Source organism: Pseudomonas sp. Sample_22 (assembly GCF_004307635.1).
GTDB lineage: Bacteria > Pseudomonadota > Gammaproteobacteria > Pseudomonadales > Pseudomonadaceae > Aquipseudomonas.
Window position 1 is genome coordinate 63,579 of record NZ_RCNY01000089.1, and the last position, 16,126, is coordinate 79,704.

The 16,126-nt window shown below is 60.5% G+C and carries 10 protein-coding genes; 4 read left to right on the forward strand and 6 right to left on the reverse strand.

All coding sequences use genetic code 11. From position 1 onward, the window contains the following. Positions 1-221 precede the first annotated feature (221 nt). Both rlmKL and D8U73_RS26090 read left to right on the forward strand, forming a co-directional pair. Entirely contained in the window at positions 222-2,492 is a 2,271-nt protein-coding gene (rlmKL, locus tag D8U73_RS26085; RefSeq protein ID WP_130906146.1) for a bifunctional 23S rRNA (guanine(2069)-N(7))-methyltransferase RlmK/23S rRNA (guanine(2445)-N(2))-methyltransferase RlmL, read from the forward strand. A 143-nt stretch (positions 2,493-2,635) separates the two neighbouring features. Then, on the forward strand, positions 2,636-5,029 hold the full coding sequence (locus D8U73_RS26090) for a GGDEF domain-containing protein (RefSeq protein WP_130906147.1): 2,394 nt from the start codon (positions 2,636-2,638) through the stop codon (positions 5,027-5,029). A gap of 131 nt (positions 5,030-5,160) precedes the next feature. Here the strand turns inward: D8U73_RS26090 and dacB are convergent, their stop codons facing one another. After that, entirely contained in the window at positions 5,161-6,621 is a 1,461-nt protein-coding gene (dacB, locus tag D8U73_RS26095; protein ID WP_056856972.1) for a D-alanyl-D-alanine carboxypeptidase/D-alanyl-D-alanine-endopeptidase, read from the reverse strand. Between the two features lie 234 nt (positions 6,622-6,855). Between dacB and D8U73_RS26100 the strand changes: the two genes are divergently transcribed. Continuing rightward, positions 6,856-7,200: a YggL family protein gene (locus D8U73_RS26100; protein WP_007971486.1), complete on the forward strand. Its 345-nt coding sequence runs from the start codon at positions 6,856-6,858 to the stop codon at positions 7,198-7,200. A gap of 123 nt (positions 7,201-7,323) precedes the next feature. Here the strand turns inward: D8U73_RS26100 and D8U73_RS26105 are convergent, their stop codons facing one another. Beyond that, entirely contained in the window at positions 7,324-8,514 is a 1,191-nt protein-coding gene (locus tag D8U73_RS26105) for a benzoate/H(+) symporter BenE family transporter (RefSeq protein WP_130906148.1), read from the reverse strand. Positions 8,515-8,871: 357 nt separating this feature from the next. Here D8U73_RS26105 and D8U73_RS26110 point away from each other — a divergent pair, with 357 nt between their 5' ends. Then, positions 8,872-9,636, forward strand: coding sequence for a GntR family transcriptional regulator (locus D8U73_RS26110; RefSeq protein WP_056856974.1), 765 nt, complete (start codon positions 8,872-8,874; stop codon positions 9,634-9,636). A gap of 281 nt (positions 9,637-9,917) precedes the next feature. Here the strand turns inward: D8U73_RS26110 and guaD are convergent, their stop codons facing one another. The 4 genes from guaD to xdhA form a co-directional block, all read right to left on the reverse strand. Further along, the gene (guaD, locus tag D8U73_RS26120) at positions 9,918-11,222 is read right to left on the reverse strand and encodes a guanine deaminase (protein WP_056856975.1); all 1,305 of its coding nucleotides are present in this window, start codon (positions 11,220-11,222) and stop codon (positions 9,918-9,920) included. A gap of 8 nt (positions 11,223-11,230) precedes the next feature. Continuing rightward, positions 11,231-12,073, reverse strand: a complete 843-nt coding sequence (gene xdhC, locus D8U73_RS26125; RefSeq protein WP_130906150.1) for a xanthine dehydrogenase accessory protein XdhC — start codon at positions 12,071-12,073, stop codon at positions 11,231-11,233. A gap of 139 nt (positions 12,074-12,212) precedes the next feature. After that, positions 12,213-14,612, reverse strand: a complete 2,400-nt coding sequence (xdhB, locus tag D8U73_RS26135) for a xanthine dehydrogenase molybdopterin binding subunit (RefSeq protein ID WP_056856977.1) — start codon at positions 14,610-14,612, stop codon at positions 12,213-12,215. After that, positions 14,605-16,059: a xanthine dehydrogenase small subunit gene (gene xdhA / locus D8U73_RS26140; protein WP_130906152.1), complete on the reverse strand. Its 1,455-nt coding sequence runs from the start codon at positions 16,057-16,059 to the stop codon at positions 14,605-14,607. The genes xdhB and xdhA overlap by 8 nt, the downstream gene beginning before the upstream one ends. Between the last annotated feature and the right edge of the window lie 67 nt (positions 16,060-16,126).

Sequence of the window (16,126 nt, forward strand, 5' to 3'; positions counted from 1 at the left end):
CTCCCGTTGCCGGGAAGCACTATTCGACGAAGGGTCGACTTATGTCATTTTGTTGCATCAACTTTTTTATCTGTCCTTGCATCTAAGCTCATTTAACCCGGGCAGCAGGGGTGGGACGGCACACCTTCGTGCCACGCGGGCGCTCTTCGAGAAAAGCGCCTGATTGAAAACCGGTCCGGCAATGCGTTGTCGGGCCACTCAGCCAAAGGCTCCGAATTCTCATGTCCGATCGTTTCGAACTCTTCCTCACTTGCCCAAAAGGCCTTGAAGGCCTGCTCATCGAGGAAGCCGTCGGGCTTGGCCTTGAGGAAGCACGTGAGCACACCTCTGCCGTGCGCGGCATGGCCACCATGGAAACCGCTTATCGCCTGTGCCTGTGGTCGCGCCTGGCCAACCGGGTATTGCTGGTGCTCAAGCGTTTCCCGATGAAAGACGCCGAGGACCTCTACCACGGCGTGCTCGACATCGAGTGGCAAGACCACATGCTCAATGACGGCACCCTGGCCGTCGAATTCAGTGGTCACGGCTCGGGCATCGACAACACCCACTTCGGTGCCTTGAAGGTCAAGGATGCCATCGTCGACAAACTGCGCACCCCGCAGGGCGACCGTCCATCCATCGACAAACTCAACCCGGACCTGCGCATTCACCTGCGCCTGGATCGCGGCGAAGCGATCCTTTCCCTCGACCTCTCCGGCCACAGCCTGCACCAGCGCGGCTATCGCCTGCAGCAAGGCGCGGCGCCGCTGAAGGAAAACCTCGCTGCCGCCATCCTGATCCGTTCCGGCTGGCCACGTATCGCAGCGCAAGGTGGCGCACTGGCTGACCCGATGTGCGGTGTCGGTACCTTTCTGGTGGAAGCGGCGATGATCGCTGCTGACATCGCGCCGAACCTGCGTCGCGAGCAGTGGGGATTCACCGCCTGGCTGGGTCACGTACCGGCGCTGTGGAAAAAGCTCCATGAAGAGGCGTCCGAACGCGCCGCTGCCGGTCTGGCCAAGCCGCCGTTGTGGATTCGCGGTTACGAAGCCGACCCGCGCCTGATTCAGCCGGGCCGCAACAACGTCGAGCGTGCCGGCCTCAGCGAGTGGATCAAGATCTATCAGGGCGAAGTCGCGACTTTCGAGCCGCGTCCGGATCAAAACCAGAAAGGCCTGGTGATCTGCAACCCTCCATACGGCGAGCGACTGGGCGACGAGGCGAGCCTGCTCTACCTTTACCAGAACCTCGGCGAGCGTCTGCGTCAGGCCTGTCTGAACTGGGAAGCCGCCGTCTTTACCGGCGCGCCGGATCTGGGCAAGCGCATGGGCATCCGCAGCCACAAGCAGTATTCGTTCTGGAACGGCGCCTTGCCGTGCAAGCTGCTGTTGATCAAGGTGCTGCCCGACCAGTTCGTCACAGGCGAGCGTCGTACCCCGGAACAGCGTCAGGCCGAACGGGAGCAAGCGGCCTATGACGAGGCGCCGAGCGAGCCGCAAGAGCGCAAGTACAACAAAAACGGCAACCCGATCAAACCCGTGCCGGCGCCGGCCCCGGTGGTCGAGCAGCCGCGCCTGAGCGAAGGCGGGCAGATGTTTGCCAACCGCCTGCAAAAAAACCTCAAGGCCTTGGGCAAGTGGGTCAAGCGCGAAGGCATCGACTGCTATCGCGTGTACGATGCCGACATGCCGGAATATTCCATGGCCATCGACCTGTATCACGATTGGGTCCACGTCCAGGAGTACGCCGCGCCGAAATCCATCGATCCGGAAAAAGCCTCGGCGCGGATGTTCGATGCCCTGGCCGCCATTCCGCAGGCTTTGAACATCGACAAGAGCCGCGTGGTGGTCAAACGCCGCGAGCGTCAGAGTGGCACCAAGCAATATGAACGCCAGGCGGCTCAGGGCAAGTTCGTCGAGGTCAACGAAGGTGGCGTGAAGCTGTTGGTCAACCTCACCGATTACCTGGATACCGGCCTGTTCCTTGACCACCGTCCTATGCGCATGCGCATTCAGAAAGAGGCGGCTGGCAAGCGCTTCCTCAATCTGTTCTGCTACACCGCCACGGCCAGCGTGCACGCGGCCAAGGGCGGTGCACGCAGCACCACCAGCGTCGACCTGTCGAAAACCTATCTTGACTGGGCGCGTCGCAACCTGTCGCTGAACGGTTTTTCCGACAAGAACCGTCTGGAGCAGGGCGATGTGATGGCCTGGCTGGACGCCAGTCGTGACGAATACGATCTGATCTTCATTGACCCGCCGACATTCTCCAACTCCAAGCGCATGGAAGGGATTTTCGACGTGCAACGCGATCAGGTGCAGTTGATCGATCTGGCGATGGCTCGGCTGGCGCCGGGCGGGGTCTTGTACTTCTCCAACAACTTCCGCAAGTTCGACCTGGAGCCCAACCTCAGCGAGCGCTACGCGGTCGAAGAGATTACCGCCCAGACCATCGATCCGGATTTTTCCCGTAACGCCAAGATTCACCGCGCCTGGAAAATCACGGCCCGTTGATATCTGAAGGCGTTGGATCCACAGAGCCTTGATTTTAAAAGGCTCTGTGGATTCTTTCTGTACTGGTCAAATTAGTGGCTAATAGCTATAACTCAACTCAGGGCCAAAGGGCTTTCCCGCACCTGGCGTTTTGAGTTGCGTTTATGTCGTTGCACGCCGTGCGCCCAAAAATCCTGGGTTTTATCAGCGAAGATGTCTCGGCCTGGCTGGTCGCGCTTCTGGTTTTGCTTGTCGGCGGGATTCTCACGGGCTTGCTGGCATGGTCGACCCTCAATCTGTTTCACCAGCAATTGCGGCAACGCTTCCAACTGCTGGCCAGTGAGCGTTATAGCCGTATCGAAGAACGCTTCCAAGATCAGGAGCAGCGCCTCGACGGCCTGCGCCGGTTCTTTGCCAACTCCGATTCGGTCTCCCGAGAGGAGTTCAATGGCTATACCCAACCGTTATTGCACCGGACCCAGGCGTACTCGTTTGCGCAACGGGTGAGCCGTGACGAACGTGCGGCGTTCGAACGCCGTGTTCGTGATGAAGGCTTGAGCAGTTTTGCTTTTCGCGAGCTCAACGCCGACGGCCAGTTGCAACTGGCTGGCGAGCGGGACGAGTACGTGGTGGTGCTGTTCAGCCAGACGCAAAGCAAACTCGGTGCGCCGCTCGGTTACGATTTGCTGGCCCAGCCGTTGCGTCGTGCCACATTGCAGCGAGCGGACCAGAGTGGCCAGATGGCCGTCTCGCAACCGATGCATCTGGTGAGTATCGAGCCGGCGTATGCGCGGGGCGTGCTGCTGGTCGCTCCGGTCATGTCGGGCAACAGTCCGACGACGACCAAACCATTCGGTTATGTCATGGCCGTGATCAGCATGCGCCAATTGCTGGCGGACGGCTTGCCGGAAGCGGGGCGTGACTATCTGTCAGTGCGTATTCTCGATCTGTCCATCGATGATCAGCATGAAGTGCTGTATGAATCGCCAAACACAGCGGCCGTCAGCGAGTTGTCGGCGACCCGGCTGTTGCGAATGGCCGATCATGATTACCAGGTCGACATCCAGCCCAGCGAAGCGTTTCTCAAGGCCAACCACTCATCGGTGACCACGCTGGTGGTGCTCGGTGGTTCGCTCAGCATGCTGCTCAGTGCCTTGCTATACGTACTGGTCAGCCAGCGGCAGCGAGCGCTGAAGATGGTTGAGCAAAGGACCGAAGAGTTGCGCGCTCGGGAGCAGGAACTGCGTGGCACCCACGGCCAGTTGCGCGGCGTGCTGAACGCGGCGACCCAGGTGGCGATCATCGCCACGGATTTGCGGGGCGTGATCAGCACCTTTAACGCCGGAGCCGAACAGATGCTCGGCTACACCGCCGCCGAAGTGGTTGGGCACATGACCCTGGAAAACCTGCACTTGCCCCGGGAACTGGCGGCACGCTCGGCAGAGCTTAGCGCACGTTTCGGCAAACCGGTCCCGACCTGTCATGCAATGTTGGTCGAGGGCGGCGAAGGCACCGGGCACGAGGCGCGGGAATGGACGCTGGTGCGGGGGGACGGCAGCCATTTGATCGTCAACATGCTGGCGACTCCGGTGCTTGATGAGCAAGGCCTGTGGGTCGGCCATCTGGCGGTGTGCATCGATATCACCGAACGCAAACGCGTGCATGAAGCCCTCGCAGCGCGGGACTTGTTATTGAAGAAGCTCAGTGCCCATGTGCCCGGCGGCATCTATCAATTCAAGATGGAATTCGACGGACGCTTCAGCGTCATCTATGCCAGCGATGGCATTCGTGAAATCTACGAGCTCGAACCGGACGTTTTGCTACTCAATGCCGAAGCGATCTTCACGCGCATCCATCCCCAGGACACCACCCGTGTGCGCGCCTCCATTCGCGCTTCGGCGGACACCCTCAGCCCTTGGCGCGAGGAGTATCGCGTGCAGCTGCCACAGCGCGGTTTGCGTTGGGTACGCGGCGAGGCGACGCCGGAAGAGCTGCCCGGCGGCGGCGTGCTCTGGCATGGCTACATCTCGGATATTTCCGACATGAAGCGGGTGGAAGAAGAGCTGCGGGCGCTGTCGATCACCGACTCCCTCACCGGTATTCACAACCGGCGCTATTTCCAGGAGCGTCTGACCACCGAAATGGCCCGGGTCGAGCGTGGTAGCGGCGAACTGTCGGTGATCATGCTCGACATTGACCACTTCAAGCGCATCAATGACCAGCATGGGCATGCCGTGGGTGATCGGGTGTTGCAGATCGTCTGCGAGCGCATTGGCAATCGGCTGCGCCGCACGGATGTATTTTGTCGATTGGGTGGCGAAGAGTTCATGGTGCTGTGCCCGGGCATTAACGGTGAGCACGCGCATGTACTGGCCCTGGAGCTGTGGCAAGGCTTGCGCAGTTCGCCGATCGACGAGGTCGGGATCGTCACTGCGAGTTTCGGGATTGCCAGTTGGCGAGTCGGCGAGGGCGCGGACGCGCTGCTGTTAAGGGCGGACTCGGGGGTGTATGCGGCGAAGCAGGCGGGCAGGGACCGGGTGCAGGGCGAGACGAATTGATATGCGCTGTACGCATACCCTGTAGGAGCCAAGCTTGCTCGCGATAGCGGCAGCACATCATGTTGAATGTGCTGCCGCTATCGCGAGCAGGTTTTGCTCCTACAGGGAATCTCTGCAGCCTCTGCAGCCGATTAGAGCGCCGAAGCGGTCTGCGCCAGTTTCGGCTGGCGATACAAGTCCAGCAGCACTTGGTCGAGTACCGATGATGCACCGAATGGCGCCTTGTCGTTGAGGATCGCCACGACGGCCCAGGTGTTGCCGTTGACGTCTCGGCTGAAACCGGCGATGGCGCGCACGGTGTTCAGGGTGCCGGTCTTGACGTGGGCTTCGCCGCGCATCGCGGTGGTCTTCAGGCGCTTGCGCATGGTGCCGTCGGTGCCGGCAATCGGCATCGAGCTGATGTACTCGGCGGCGTAAGGGCTGCGCCAGGCGGCCTGCAGCATCGAAGCCATTTCCCGGGCGCTGACGCGTTCGAAACGGGACAGGCCGGAGCCGTTCTCCATCACCAGGTGCGGCGCGGTAATGCCTTTCTTCGCCAGCCACTGGCGTACGACCCGCTGTGCCGCCTTGGCATCGTCACCGTCGGCATCGGTACGGTATTTCTGCCCCAGGCTCAGGAACAGCTGCTGGGCCATGGTGTTGTTACTGTATTTGTTGATATCGCGGATGATTTCCGCCAGATCCGGCGAAAATGCCCGCGCCAGCACTTTGGCGTCTTTCGGCGTTGGCGCCAGCACATCCTTGCCCTGGATGCTGCCGCCCAGTTCTTTCCAGATCGCTCGCACGGCACCGGCCGTGTACGTCGCGTGATCAAGCAGCGACAAGTAAGTCTGTGAACTGCAACCTTCGCCCAGCTGGCCGCCGACGGTCACCGTCACGCTGCCATCGGCCTGGGGCACCGGGTTGTAGCGCACACCGCCGGTACATTGCTTGGAGTTGAGAGCCTTGACCTGATTGTCGATGCGAATGCTGGCAATGGGTGGTTCCACCGAAACCAGCACCTTGCCCGAGTCATTGCGCGCGACAAAGCGCAAGGCCTTGAGGTTGACCAGCAACGCATCGGGTTTGACCAGGAACGGTTTGTTCTCGTCATTGCCGTCGTCATTGAATTCGGGCAATTGCGGTTGCACGAAGAAATTCTTGTCCAGCACCAGATCGCCGGTGACCTGGGTCACGCCGTTGGCGCGCAAGTCACGCATCAACAGCCAGAGTTTTTCCATGTTCAGCTTCGGATCACCACCACCCTTGAGGTAGAGATTGCCATTGAGGATACCGCCGCTGAGGGTGCCGTCGGTGTAGAACTCGGTTTTCCACTGATGGTTCGGGCCAAGCATTTCCAGGGCCGCGTAAGTGGTCACCAGCTTCATGGTCGACGCCGGGTTGACCGATACGTCGGCGTTGAAAATAGTCGGAGTGCCCGGGCCGTTGAGCGGAATCATCACCAGCGACAGGGCGTTGTCCTGCAGCTTGCTGGCCTTGAGGGCTTTTTGGACGTTGGGAGACAAAGAGGTGTTGATCGGGTCAGCGCAAACAGGAAGGGCCAGGGGAAGCAACAGGCCGGCCAGCAATAAAGGACGTAACGATTTGATCATGTGAAATAGAACCCTGCAGCCGAGGGGAAAAAAAACGAGGGCATGAAGATAAATTCCCCCAGTGGTCATGAAAGTGTCGGCATTATGCCCCAAGGCGTCACGGCTTGTGCCGTGCCTTGACCATCCAATCGGCTATTTTTTTACCGGCGGTAGCCCTTGCGGCCCACTGAGTCGGGCAATCGGCGGCTTAAACTGCTAAAGTGCCGGCCGTTATTACTTAAGAGGATTGTTCCAATGGCGACTAACCGTTCCCAGCGTCTGCGCAAAAAACTGTGCGTCGATGAATTTCAAGAGCTGGGTTTCGAACTGAACCTGGATTTCAAAGAAGATTTGGCTGATGAAGCCATTGATGCTTTCCTCGACGCGTTCCTCAAAGAAGCCATGGAAGCCAACGGTCTGGGCTATGTTGGCGGCGACGACTACGGTCTGGTTTGCCTGCAGAAGCGTGGCTCGGTCAGCGCTGAACAGCGCGCCGCCGTTGAAGCCTGGCTCAAAGGCCGCACCGAGCTGACCAGCGTTGAAGTCAGCCCGCTGCTGGACGTCTGGTATCCGGAAAAGCCGATCAATCCGGTAGCTTGATGTTCTGAAAACGGCGACCCGAGGGTCGCCGTTTTTTTATGCCTGTTTTTTGTGGGCGCATGGCTTGATGAACCGTTCGCGGGCAAGCCTCGTTCCTACAAGAATGTGCCCGCGAAAGCGCCCTCAAACCTTGCGCCAGTTCAGAATCAGCAGCGTCACGACCCCCGCCACAATCCCCCAGAATGCCGAACCAATGGAAAACAGCGTCAGCCCCGACGCCGTGACCATGAAGGTAATCAGCGCCGCCTCACGTTCCTTCACTTCGCTCATGGCAATGCTCAAGCCATTGATGATCGAGCCGAACAACGCCAGCGCGGCTATCGACAACACCAGTTCCTTTGGCAGCGCCGCAAACAGCGCTGCCAGTGTCGCGCCGAATACCCCGGCAATCCCGTAGAAAATCCCGCACCAGACAGCGGCGGTGTAGCGCTTGTTGCGATCCTCGTGGGCATGCGGCCCGGTGCAGATGGCCGCGCTGATCGCCGCCAGGTTGATGCCGTGGGAGCCGAACGGCGCCAGCAGCAGCGAAGCGATACCGGTGGTGGTAATCAGCGGCGAGGCCGGTACGTTGTAGCCGTCGGCGCGCAGTACGGCGATACCGGGCATGTTTTGCGAGGTCATCGCCACCACGAACAGCGGAATGCCGATGCTGATCGTTGCGGCCAGGGAGAAGTGCGGGGTGGTCCAGACCGGCGTGGCCACTTCCAGGTGGAAACCGCTGAAATCCAGCAGCCCCATGAACCCGGACAACGCTGTACCGATCAACAGCGCGGCCAGTACCGCGTAACGCGGTGACAGGCGCTTGACCAGTAGATAAGTGACGAACATGCCCAAGACCAGCGCCGTGCGATGCTGGGCGGCGACGAAGATCTCGCTGCCGATCTTGAACAGGATGCCCGCCAGCAGCGCGGCCGCCAAAGAAGCCGGAATCTTTTTGACCAGGCGTTCGAAGCTGCCGGTGAGACCGCAAATCGTCACCAGCACGGCACAGGTTATATAGGCGCCGATGGCTTCGCCGTAGGACACGCCGCCCAGGCTGGTGATCAGCAGGGCGGCGCCCGGGGTCGACCAGGCAATCGTGATGGGCGTGCGATAGCGCAAGGACAGGCCGATCGAGCACACTGCCATGCCAATCGAGATCGCCCAGATCCACGACGAAATCTGCCCGCTGGTCAGGCCGGCCGCTTGCCCGGCCTGGAACATCAGCACCAGTGAACTGGTATAGCCAGTCATCATCGCGATGAACCCGGCGACGATGGCCGATGGTGACGTATCGGCCAAGGGGCGTAGCTGAGTGTGCGTGGCGTCGGTCATGACGATGGTGTTCCTTGGTTCAGAGGACTATGTCCGAGGTCACCCGGTCCCTGTAGGAACCGAGCTTGCTCGCGATGACGGCGTGTCAGTCGACAGTGTTTTCGAAAATGAAATCGCTATCGCGAGCAAGCTTTGCTCCTACGGGGGCGTGTGCGGGCTGCGGATTCTGTGATCAAGCCTAAACTCAAACGTAATGGATCGTTGCGATACAGCGGATGTGACAAACAGCCGTACAGTCGTGTTGCCACCATCCATTGTGTACAATCGCAGTGTTTTTTACGCGATACTTGCCAGCGACCCACTGTGCCGTATTACAGTCACGGTCAATTCGCCGCAGTTCTTCCGACTCGAGTGCCCATGAACGAACAGTTGCAACCCCTAAAGAAACAACCGCGAGCAGGCAAAGCCGGCCGTAGCGGTACCCAGGACGATATTGTCTACGCGCATATCTTCGAGGCCATCCTCGAACAGCGCCTGGCGCCCGGCACCAAGTTGAGCGAAGAAGCGCTGGGGGAAATTTTCGGGGTCAGCCGCACCATCATTCGCCGCGCCTTGTCGCGCCTGGCCCATGAAAGCGTGGTGCTGTTGCGTCCGAACCGCGGTGCCGTGGTCGCCAGCCCGAGTGTCGAAGAGGCTCGGCAGGTGTTCATGGCCCGCCGTCTGGTGGAGCGAGCGATTACGGAATTGGCGGTCCAGCACGCCACCGCCGAGCAGATCGCCGAGTTGCGCCAAATGGTCAACGACGAACGCGACAGTTTTTCCCGTGGCGATCGTGGTGCGGGTATCCGTCTGTCGGGTGAGTTTCACCTGAAACTGGCCGAAGCGGCGAAAAACGCGCCGTTGATCAGTTTCCAGCGCAGCCTCGTGTCGCAGACCTCGCTGATCATTGCCCAGTATGAAAGCGGCAACCGTTCCCACTGCTCTTATGACGAGCACACCCAGTTGATCGACGCCATCGAAGCGCGCAATGGTGAACTGGCGGTAGACCTGATGATGCATCACATGGATCACATCGACAGCAAGCTCAACCTTGATGAGGAAAGTGCTTCGGATGACCTGCATGCGGTGTTCTCGCACTTGTTGCAGACCAAGAAGCCAGGGCGATCGACTGCCAAGCTCTGACTTCCTGATACTGATCGTTCCCACGCTCTGCGTGGGAATGCCTCAATGGACGCTTCGCGTCCGCTTCGGCAGGAACGCGGAGCGTCCCGGGCTGCATTCCCACGCGAAGCGTGGGAACGATCAAATCGCTGGCAAGCCAGCTCCCACAGGGACCGAGCTGAATTGGATCGTTCCCATGCTCTGCGTGGGAATGCCTCTAGGGACGCTCCGCGTCCAGTGACGCGGAGCGTCACGGGCTGCGTTCCCACGCAGAGCGTGGGAACGATCATGCACGCAATGCCTTAGCGCTGATGCACCAGATTCCCCGCCGCATAGGTCTGCAACACCGTCCGGTCATCCCCCAGCGTCATCAACACAAACAACGTTTCGGCGATGTTATTGGCCTGCTTCAGGCGATAGCCCAGCAGCGGCGTGGCGTTGTAGTCGAGCACCAGGAAGTCGGCGTCGGTACCCGGTTGCAGGTTGCCGATCTTGTCTTCCAGGCGCAATGCGCGGGCACCGCCGAGGGTGGCCAGGTACAGCGACTTGAACGGGCTCAGGCGCGCACCTTGCAGTTGCATGACCTTGTAGGCCTCGTTGAGGGTTTGCAGCAGCGAGAAACTGGTGCCGCCGCCGACATCGGTGCCGATGCCGACATTGAGTTTGTGCTTCTCGGCCATCGGCAGATTGAACAGGCCGCTACCGAGGAAGAAGTTCGAAGTCGGGCAGAACGAGATGGCCGAACCGGTTTCCGCCAGGCGCGCGCACTCTTCATCGCACAGGTGCACGCCGTGGGCGAACACCGAGCGTTCACCGAGCAATTGGTAGTGATCGTAGACGTCCAGGTAGCCCTTGCGCTCCGGGAACAGCGCCTTGACCCACTCGATTTCCTTGAGGTTTTCGCTGATGTGGGTCTGCATGTACAGATCCGGGTATTCGCTCAGCAACTGGCCGGCCAAGGTCAGTTGTTCCGGGGTGCTGGTCGGGGCGAAGCGTGGAGTCACGGCGTAGTGCAGGCGACCCTTGCCGTGCCAGCGCTCGATCAACGCTTTGCTTTCGAGGTAGCTCGATTCAGCGGTATCGGTCAGGTAGTCCGGGGCGTTGCGGTCCATCATCACCTTGCCGGCGATCATCCGCAGGTCGAGCTGCTCGGCCGCTTCAAAGAACGAGTTCACCGATTGCGGATGTACGCTGCCGAAAACCAGTGCCGTCGTGGTGCCGTTGCGCAGCAATTCCTTGATGAAGATATCCGCGACTTCGTCGGCATGGGCCTTGTCGGCGAACTGGCTTTCGCACGGGAAGGTGTAAGTGTTGAGCCAGTCCAGCAATTGTTCACCGTAGGCACCGACCATGCCGGTTTGTGGCAGGTGGATGTGGGTGTCGATAAAGCCGGGGGTAATCAACGCGTCCTGATAATGGGTGATTTCGATGTCTGCCGGCAGCGTCGGCAGCAAATCACTGGCGTGGCCAAGTGCGCTGATTTTGCCGTTATCAACCACCAGCAAGCCGTCCTCGAAATATTCATACGAGGCTTCGATGCCAACGATGGCAGGGTCGGCGATGCTGTGCAGGATGGCGGCGCGGTAGGCTTTGCGAGTCAGTGGCATGAGCGTTCTCAATGGGAGGCTTGGCTGCGGCGTGACGCAGGCAGCAGTTTGGCAATCGATCCGGCGCTGGCGGTGTGCTGGCCGAAGTTCGCGTTGTAAGTGGCGATGATCTCGCCGGCGATGGAGATGGCGATTTCCACAGGCAACTTGCCTTTGACTTCGCCGATGCCCATCGGGCAGCGCATGCGTTGCACGACGCTGCTGTCGAAGCCGCGATCACGCAGACGATGTTCGAACTTGACCCGTTTGGTCTTCGAACCGATCAGGCCGAAGTAGGCGAAATCGTTGCGCTTGAGAATCGCGGCGGTGAGTTCGAGGTCGAGCTGGTGATTGTGGGTCATGACGATGCAGTAGCTGCCGGCGGGCAGGTCGTCGATTTCATCCACCGGTTCTTCGGCAACGATCTTGCGAACGCCGTGGGGGATCTGCTCGGGAAACTCATCGTCGCGTGAGTCGATCCAGCGCACGCGGCAGGGCAGGCTGGAGAGCAATGGCACCAGCGCCCGGCCGACGTGGCCGGCGCCGAACACAGCGATTTGCGCTTGCACCTGGCCCATCGGTTCGAACAGCAAAACGGTGGCACCGCCGCAGCACTGACCAAGGCTGGCACCGAGGCTGAAACGCTCCAGATGCGTATCCTGCTTGCCGCTGGCGAGCATCTCGCGAGCGATCTGCATGGCCTTGTATTCCAGGTGCCCGCCACCGATGGTGTCGAAGGCCTGATGGGCGCTGATGACCATCTTCGAGCCGGCATTGCGCGGAGTCGAGCCGAGCTCTTCGATGATCGTCACCAACACGCAGGGCTCACCCTGGTTTTGCAGGTCGGCGAGGGCGTCGATCCAGTTGTACATGTTTCACCTCGACATCTGTGTGTCAGATCGTTCCCACGCTCCGCGTGGGAATGCATCACTGGACGCTCCGCGTCCGCTGTTCAGGATGCGACGCGGAGCGTCGCCGGCTGCATTCCCACGCAGAGCGTGGGAACGATCATCAGAGCGAAGCCAGTTCGGTTTCAGCCTCAACAGCCTTCGCCGCCTTCAACTGGCGCATCTGCTCGCAACCCCACAACACCCGTTCCGGCGTCGCCGGAGCGTCGATCTTCGGTTGATGCTTGTAGTCACCCAGGCTCGCCACGGCGTCTTTGATCGCACACCACGCGGCGATGCCGAGCATGAACGGCGGCTCACCCACGGCCTTGGAATGGAACACCGTGTCTTCCGGGTTCTTGCGGTTTTCCACCAGCTTCACCCGCAGGTCCAGCGGCATGTCCGCCACGGCCGGGATCTTGTAACTGGCCGGGCCGTTGGTCATCAGCTTGCCCTTGTTGTTCCACACCAGCTCTTCCATGGTCAGCCAACCCATGCCCTGGATGAAACCACCCTCGACCTGACCAATGTCGATGGCCGGGTTCAACGACGCGCCGACGTCGTGGAGGATGTCGGTGCGCAGCATCTTGTATTCGCCGGTGAGGGTGTCCACCAGCACTTCGCAGCACGCCGCACCGAAGGCGAAGTAGTAGAACGGACGGCCACGGGCCTGGCTGCGGTCATAGTAGATTTTCGGCGTCTTGTAGAAGCCGGTGCTCGATAGAGATACCTGGGCGAAATAGGCCTGCTGTATCAACGCTTCGAAAGTCAGGATGTGGTCGCGAACCCGCACGTGGCCGTTGTGGAATTCGACGTCCTCTTCGCTGACCTTGTATTGGCGGGCGGCGAATTCCACCAGGCGTTGCTTGATGGTTTCGGCGGCGTTCTGCGCGGCTTTACCGTTCAGGTCGGCGCCACTGGACGCTGCGGTCGGCGAGGTGTTCGGTACCTTGTCAGTGTTGGTCGCAGTGATTTGCACGCGGTCCATTTCCACCTGGAACACTTCGGCCACGACCTGCGCGACCTTGGTGTTCAAGCCCTGGCCCATTTCGGTGCCACCGTGGTTCAAATGGATGCTTCCGTCGGTGTAGACGTGCACCAGGGCGCCCGCCTGGTTGAGGAAACTGGCGGTGAAGGAAATGCCGAATTTCACCGGGGTCAGCGCCAGGCCTTTTTTCAGGATCGGGCTGTTGGCGTTGTAGCGACGGATCGCTTCGCGGCGCTCGGCGTACTGACTGCTTTCTTCCAGTTCGGCGGTCATTTCCTCGAGCATGTTGTGCTCAACGGTCTGGTAGTAATGGGTGACGTTGCGCTCGGTCTTGCCGTAGTAGTTGGCTTTGCGCACGGCCAGCGGATCGAGGGCCAGATGCCGGGCGATGGCGTCCATCACTTCTTCGATGGCGACCATGCCTTGCGGGCCGCCGAAACCACGGTAAGCAGTGTTCGACGCGGTATTGGTCTTGCAGCGGTGACCGTTGATGGTCGCATCACCCAGGTAATACGAGTTGTCGGAGTGGAACATCGCTCGGTCGACGATCGAGGCCGACAGATCTGGCGAGCAACCGCAGTTGCCGGCCAGTTCCAGGGCGATGCCGTGCAGGCGGCCGGTGCTGTCGAAGCCGACGTCGTACTCGACATAGAACGGGTGACGCTTGCCGGTCATCAGCATGTCTTCGACGCGCGGCAGGCGCATCTTGGTCGGCTGGCCGGTCAGGTGCGCGATCACCGCGCACAGGCACGCCGGGCTCGCCGCCTGGGTTTCCTTGCCGCCGAAACCACCGCCCATGCGGCGCATGTCGACGACGATCTTGTTCATCGACACGTCCAGCACTTCAGCCACCAGCTTCTGCACTTCGGTGGGGTTTTGCGTGGAGCAGTAGACGATCATGCCGCCGTCTTCGGTCGGCATCACCGAAGAAATCTGGGTTTCCAGATAGAAATGCTCCTGGCCGCCGATGTGCAGCGTGCCCTGGATGCGATGTTCGGCGGTGGCCAGCGCCGTGGCTGAATCGCCGCGCTGATGGGTGTGGCTGTCGAGCACGAAGTGGCGTTTGCGCAGGGCTTCGACCACGTCAAGCACGGGTTCCAGGTCTTCGTATTCGATGATTGCGGCCATCGCTGCCTTGCGGGCGGTTTCCAGATCCTTGGCGGCCACGGCCAGCACCGGCTGCCCGACGAACTGCACGTCATCAATGGCCAGGAGCGGATCACCGGGCAACAGTGGGCCGATGTCTTTCAGGCCTGGTACGTCTTCGTGGGTGATGGCGATGCGCACGCCCTCGAAGGCGTAGCAAGGCTGGGTGTCGATGCTGATGATCTTCGCGTGGGCGCGGTCCGACAGGCGCGCGTAAACGTGCAACTGGTTGGGAAACTCCAGGCGATCATCGATGTACTGCGCTTCACCGGACACATGCTTGGCCGCGCTGTCGTGCTTGACGCTGCGACCGACACCGGTGGTCAGGTCCTTGGCGAACAGTTCAGCCAGTTCGGCCTGGGTCTTCTCTACGGCGTGATGATTAGACATAAGCGGTCACCCGAGTCTCGATGTGCGGTGTTTGCAGTTCGATGAAGTATTTGCGCAGCAGGTTTTGCGCGCTGAGCAGGCGATATTCCTTGCTGGCGCGAAAATCCGAGAGCGGCGTGAAATCTTCGGCCAGTGCGGTGCAGGCGCGTTCGATGGTGGCATGGTTGAACGGCGAGCCGAGCAGCGCCGCTTCACAGGCTGCGGCACGTTTCGGAATGGCCGCCATGCCGCCGAACGCGACGCTTGCTTGCGCGACGATGCCGTTTTCCAGGCGAATGTTGAAGGCGGCGCACACGGCAGAGATGTCGTCGTCCAGGCGCTTGGAGACTTTGTAGGCGCGGAACAGATTCTCGACGCTGGCGCGGGGCACGATGATCTTCTCGATGAACTCGCTTTCCTGGCGCGCGGTCACGCGGTAATCGATGAAGTAGTCCTCCAGCGCCAGGGTACGGCGGGTTTCGCCTTTGCACAGAACGATTTGCGCGCCGAGGGCGATCAACAGCGGAGGCGAATCGCCGATGGGCGAGGCATTGCCGATGTTGCCGCCCAGCGTGCCCTGGTTGCGGATCTGCAAGGACGCGAAACGCTGCAGCAGTTCGCCGAAATCCGGGTATTCAGCCTTCAAGGCTTCATAGCAATCGGAGAGGGCGGTGGCGGCACCGATTTCCAGGCGGTCGTCGAAACGCTCGATGCGCTTCATTTCGGCGACGTTGCCGACATAGATCATCACCGGCAGGGTGCGGTGGAACTGCGTGACTTCCAGCGCCAAGTCCGTACCGCCGGCCAGCAAGCGGGCCTGCGGGTAAGCGTCGTAGAGATCGGCCAGGTCGGCCACGGTCAGCGGCACCAGGCAGCGTTTGTCGCCGCTGTTGAGTTCGCCGATGTCGGTCGGTGCGATGGCTTTCAAGCGGGCAATGGTGTCCGCTTCACGCGCATCGAACTGATCCGGTTGTTTACCGCAGCAGGATTGTTCGGCGGCTTCGAGAATCGGCCGATAGCCGGTGCAACGGCAGAGGTTGCCGGCCAGGGCTTCGTGGGCTTTGTGGGAATCGGGCGCTTCGCTGTTCTTTTGCAGGGCGAACAATGACATCACGAAGCCCGGTGTGCAGAAGCCGCACTGTGAGCCGTGGCATTCGACCATGGCTTTCTGCACGCTGTGCAGTTCACCTTTGTGCTTGAGGTCTTCAACGCTGATGAGTTGTTTGCCATGCAGTGACGAAACGAACGTCAGGCATGAGTTGAGGCTGCGATAACGGATGTGTTCGCGACCGGTGTCATCCGTCTGCAATTCGCCGACCACCACGGTGCACGCGCCGCAGTCACCGCTGGCGCAGCCTTCTTTGGTGCCGGGCTTGCCCACATGGTCGCGCAAATAGTTGAGCACGGTCAGGTTCGGGTCCAGGGCGTGCTCGCTACGGAGTTCCTGGTTTAGTAAAAACTGGATCACGGAAGGCCTCGCAGACTCATTATTGTTGTTAACCGATGTGACCGAATTTAGCAGGTCTGACTTTTCG

Bases quoted from the DNA above. Each gene is read 5' to 3' on its own strand.
- rlmKL (WP_130906146.1), top strand. From the start codon at position 222: ATGTCCGATCGTTTCGAACTCTTCCTCACTTGCCCAAAAGGCCTTGAA.
- D8U73_RS26090 (WP_130906147.1), top strand. From the start codon at position 2,636: ATGTCGTTGCACGCCGTGCGCCCAAAAATCCTGGGTTTTATCAGCGAA.
- dacB (WP_056856972.1), bottom strand. From the start codon at position 6,621: ATGATCAAATCGTTACGTCCTTTATTGCTGGCCGGCCTGTTGCTTCCC.
- D8U73_RS26100 (WP_007971486.1), top strand. From the start codon at position 6,856: ATGGCGACTAACCGTTCCCAGCGTCTGCGCAAAAAACTGTGCGTCGAT.
- D8U73_RS26105 (WP_130906148.1), bottom strand. From the start codon at position 8,514: ATGACCGACGCCACGCACACTCAGCTACGCCCCTTGGCCGATACGTCA.
- D8U73_RS26110 (WP_056856974.1), top strand. From the start codon at position 8,872: ATGAACGAACAGTTGCAACCCCTAAAGAAACAACCGCGAGCAGGCAAA.
- guaD (WP_056856975.1), bottom strand. From the start codon at position 11,222: ATGCCACTGACTCGCAAAGCCTACCGCGCCGCCATCCTGCACAGCATC.
- xdhC (WP_130906150.1), bottom strand. From the start codon at position 12,073: ATGTACAACTGGATCGACGCCCTCGCCGACCTGCAAAACCAGGGTGAG.
- xdhB (WP_056856977.1), bottom strand. From the start codon at position 14,612: ATGTCTAATCATCACGCCGTAGAGAAGACCCAGGCCGAACTGGCTGAA.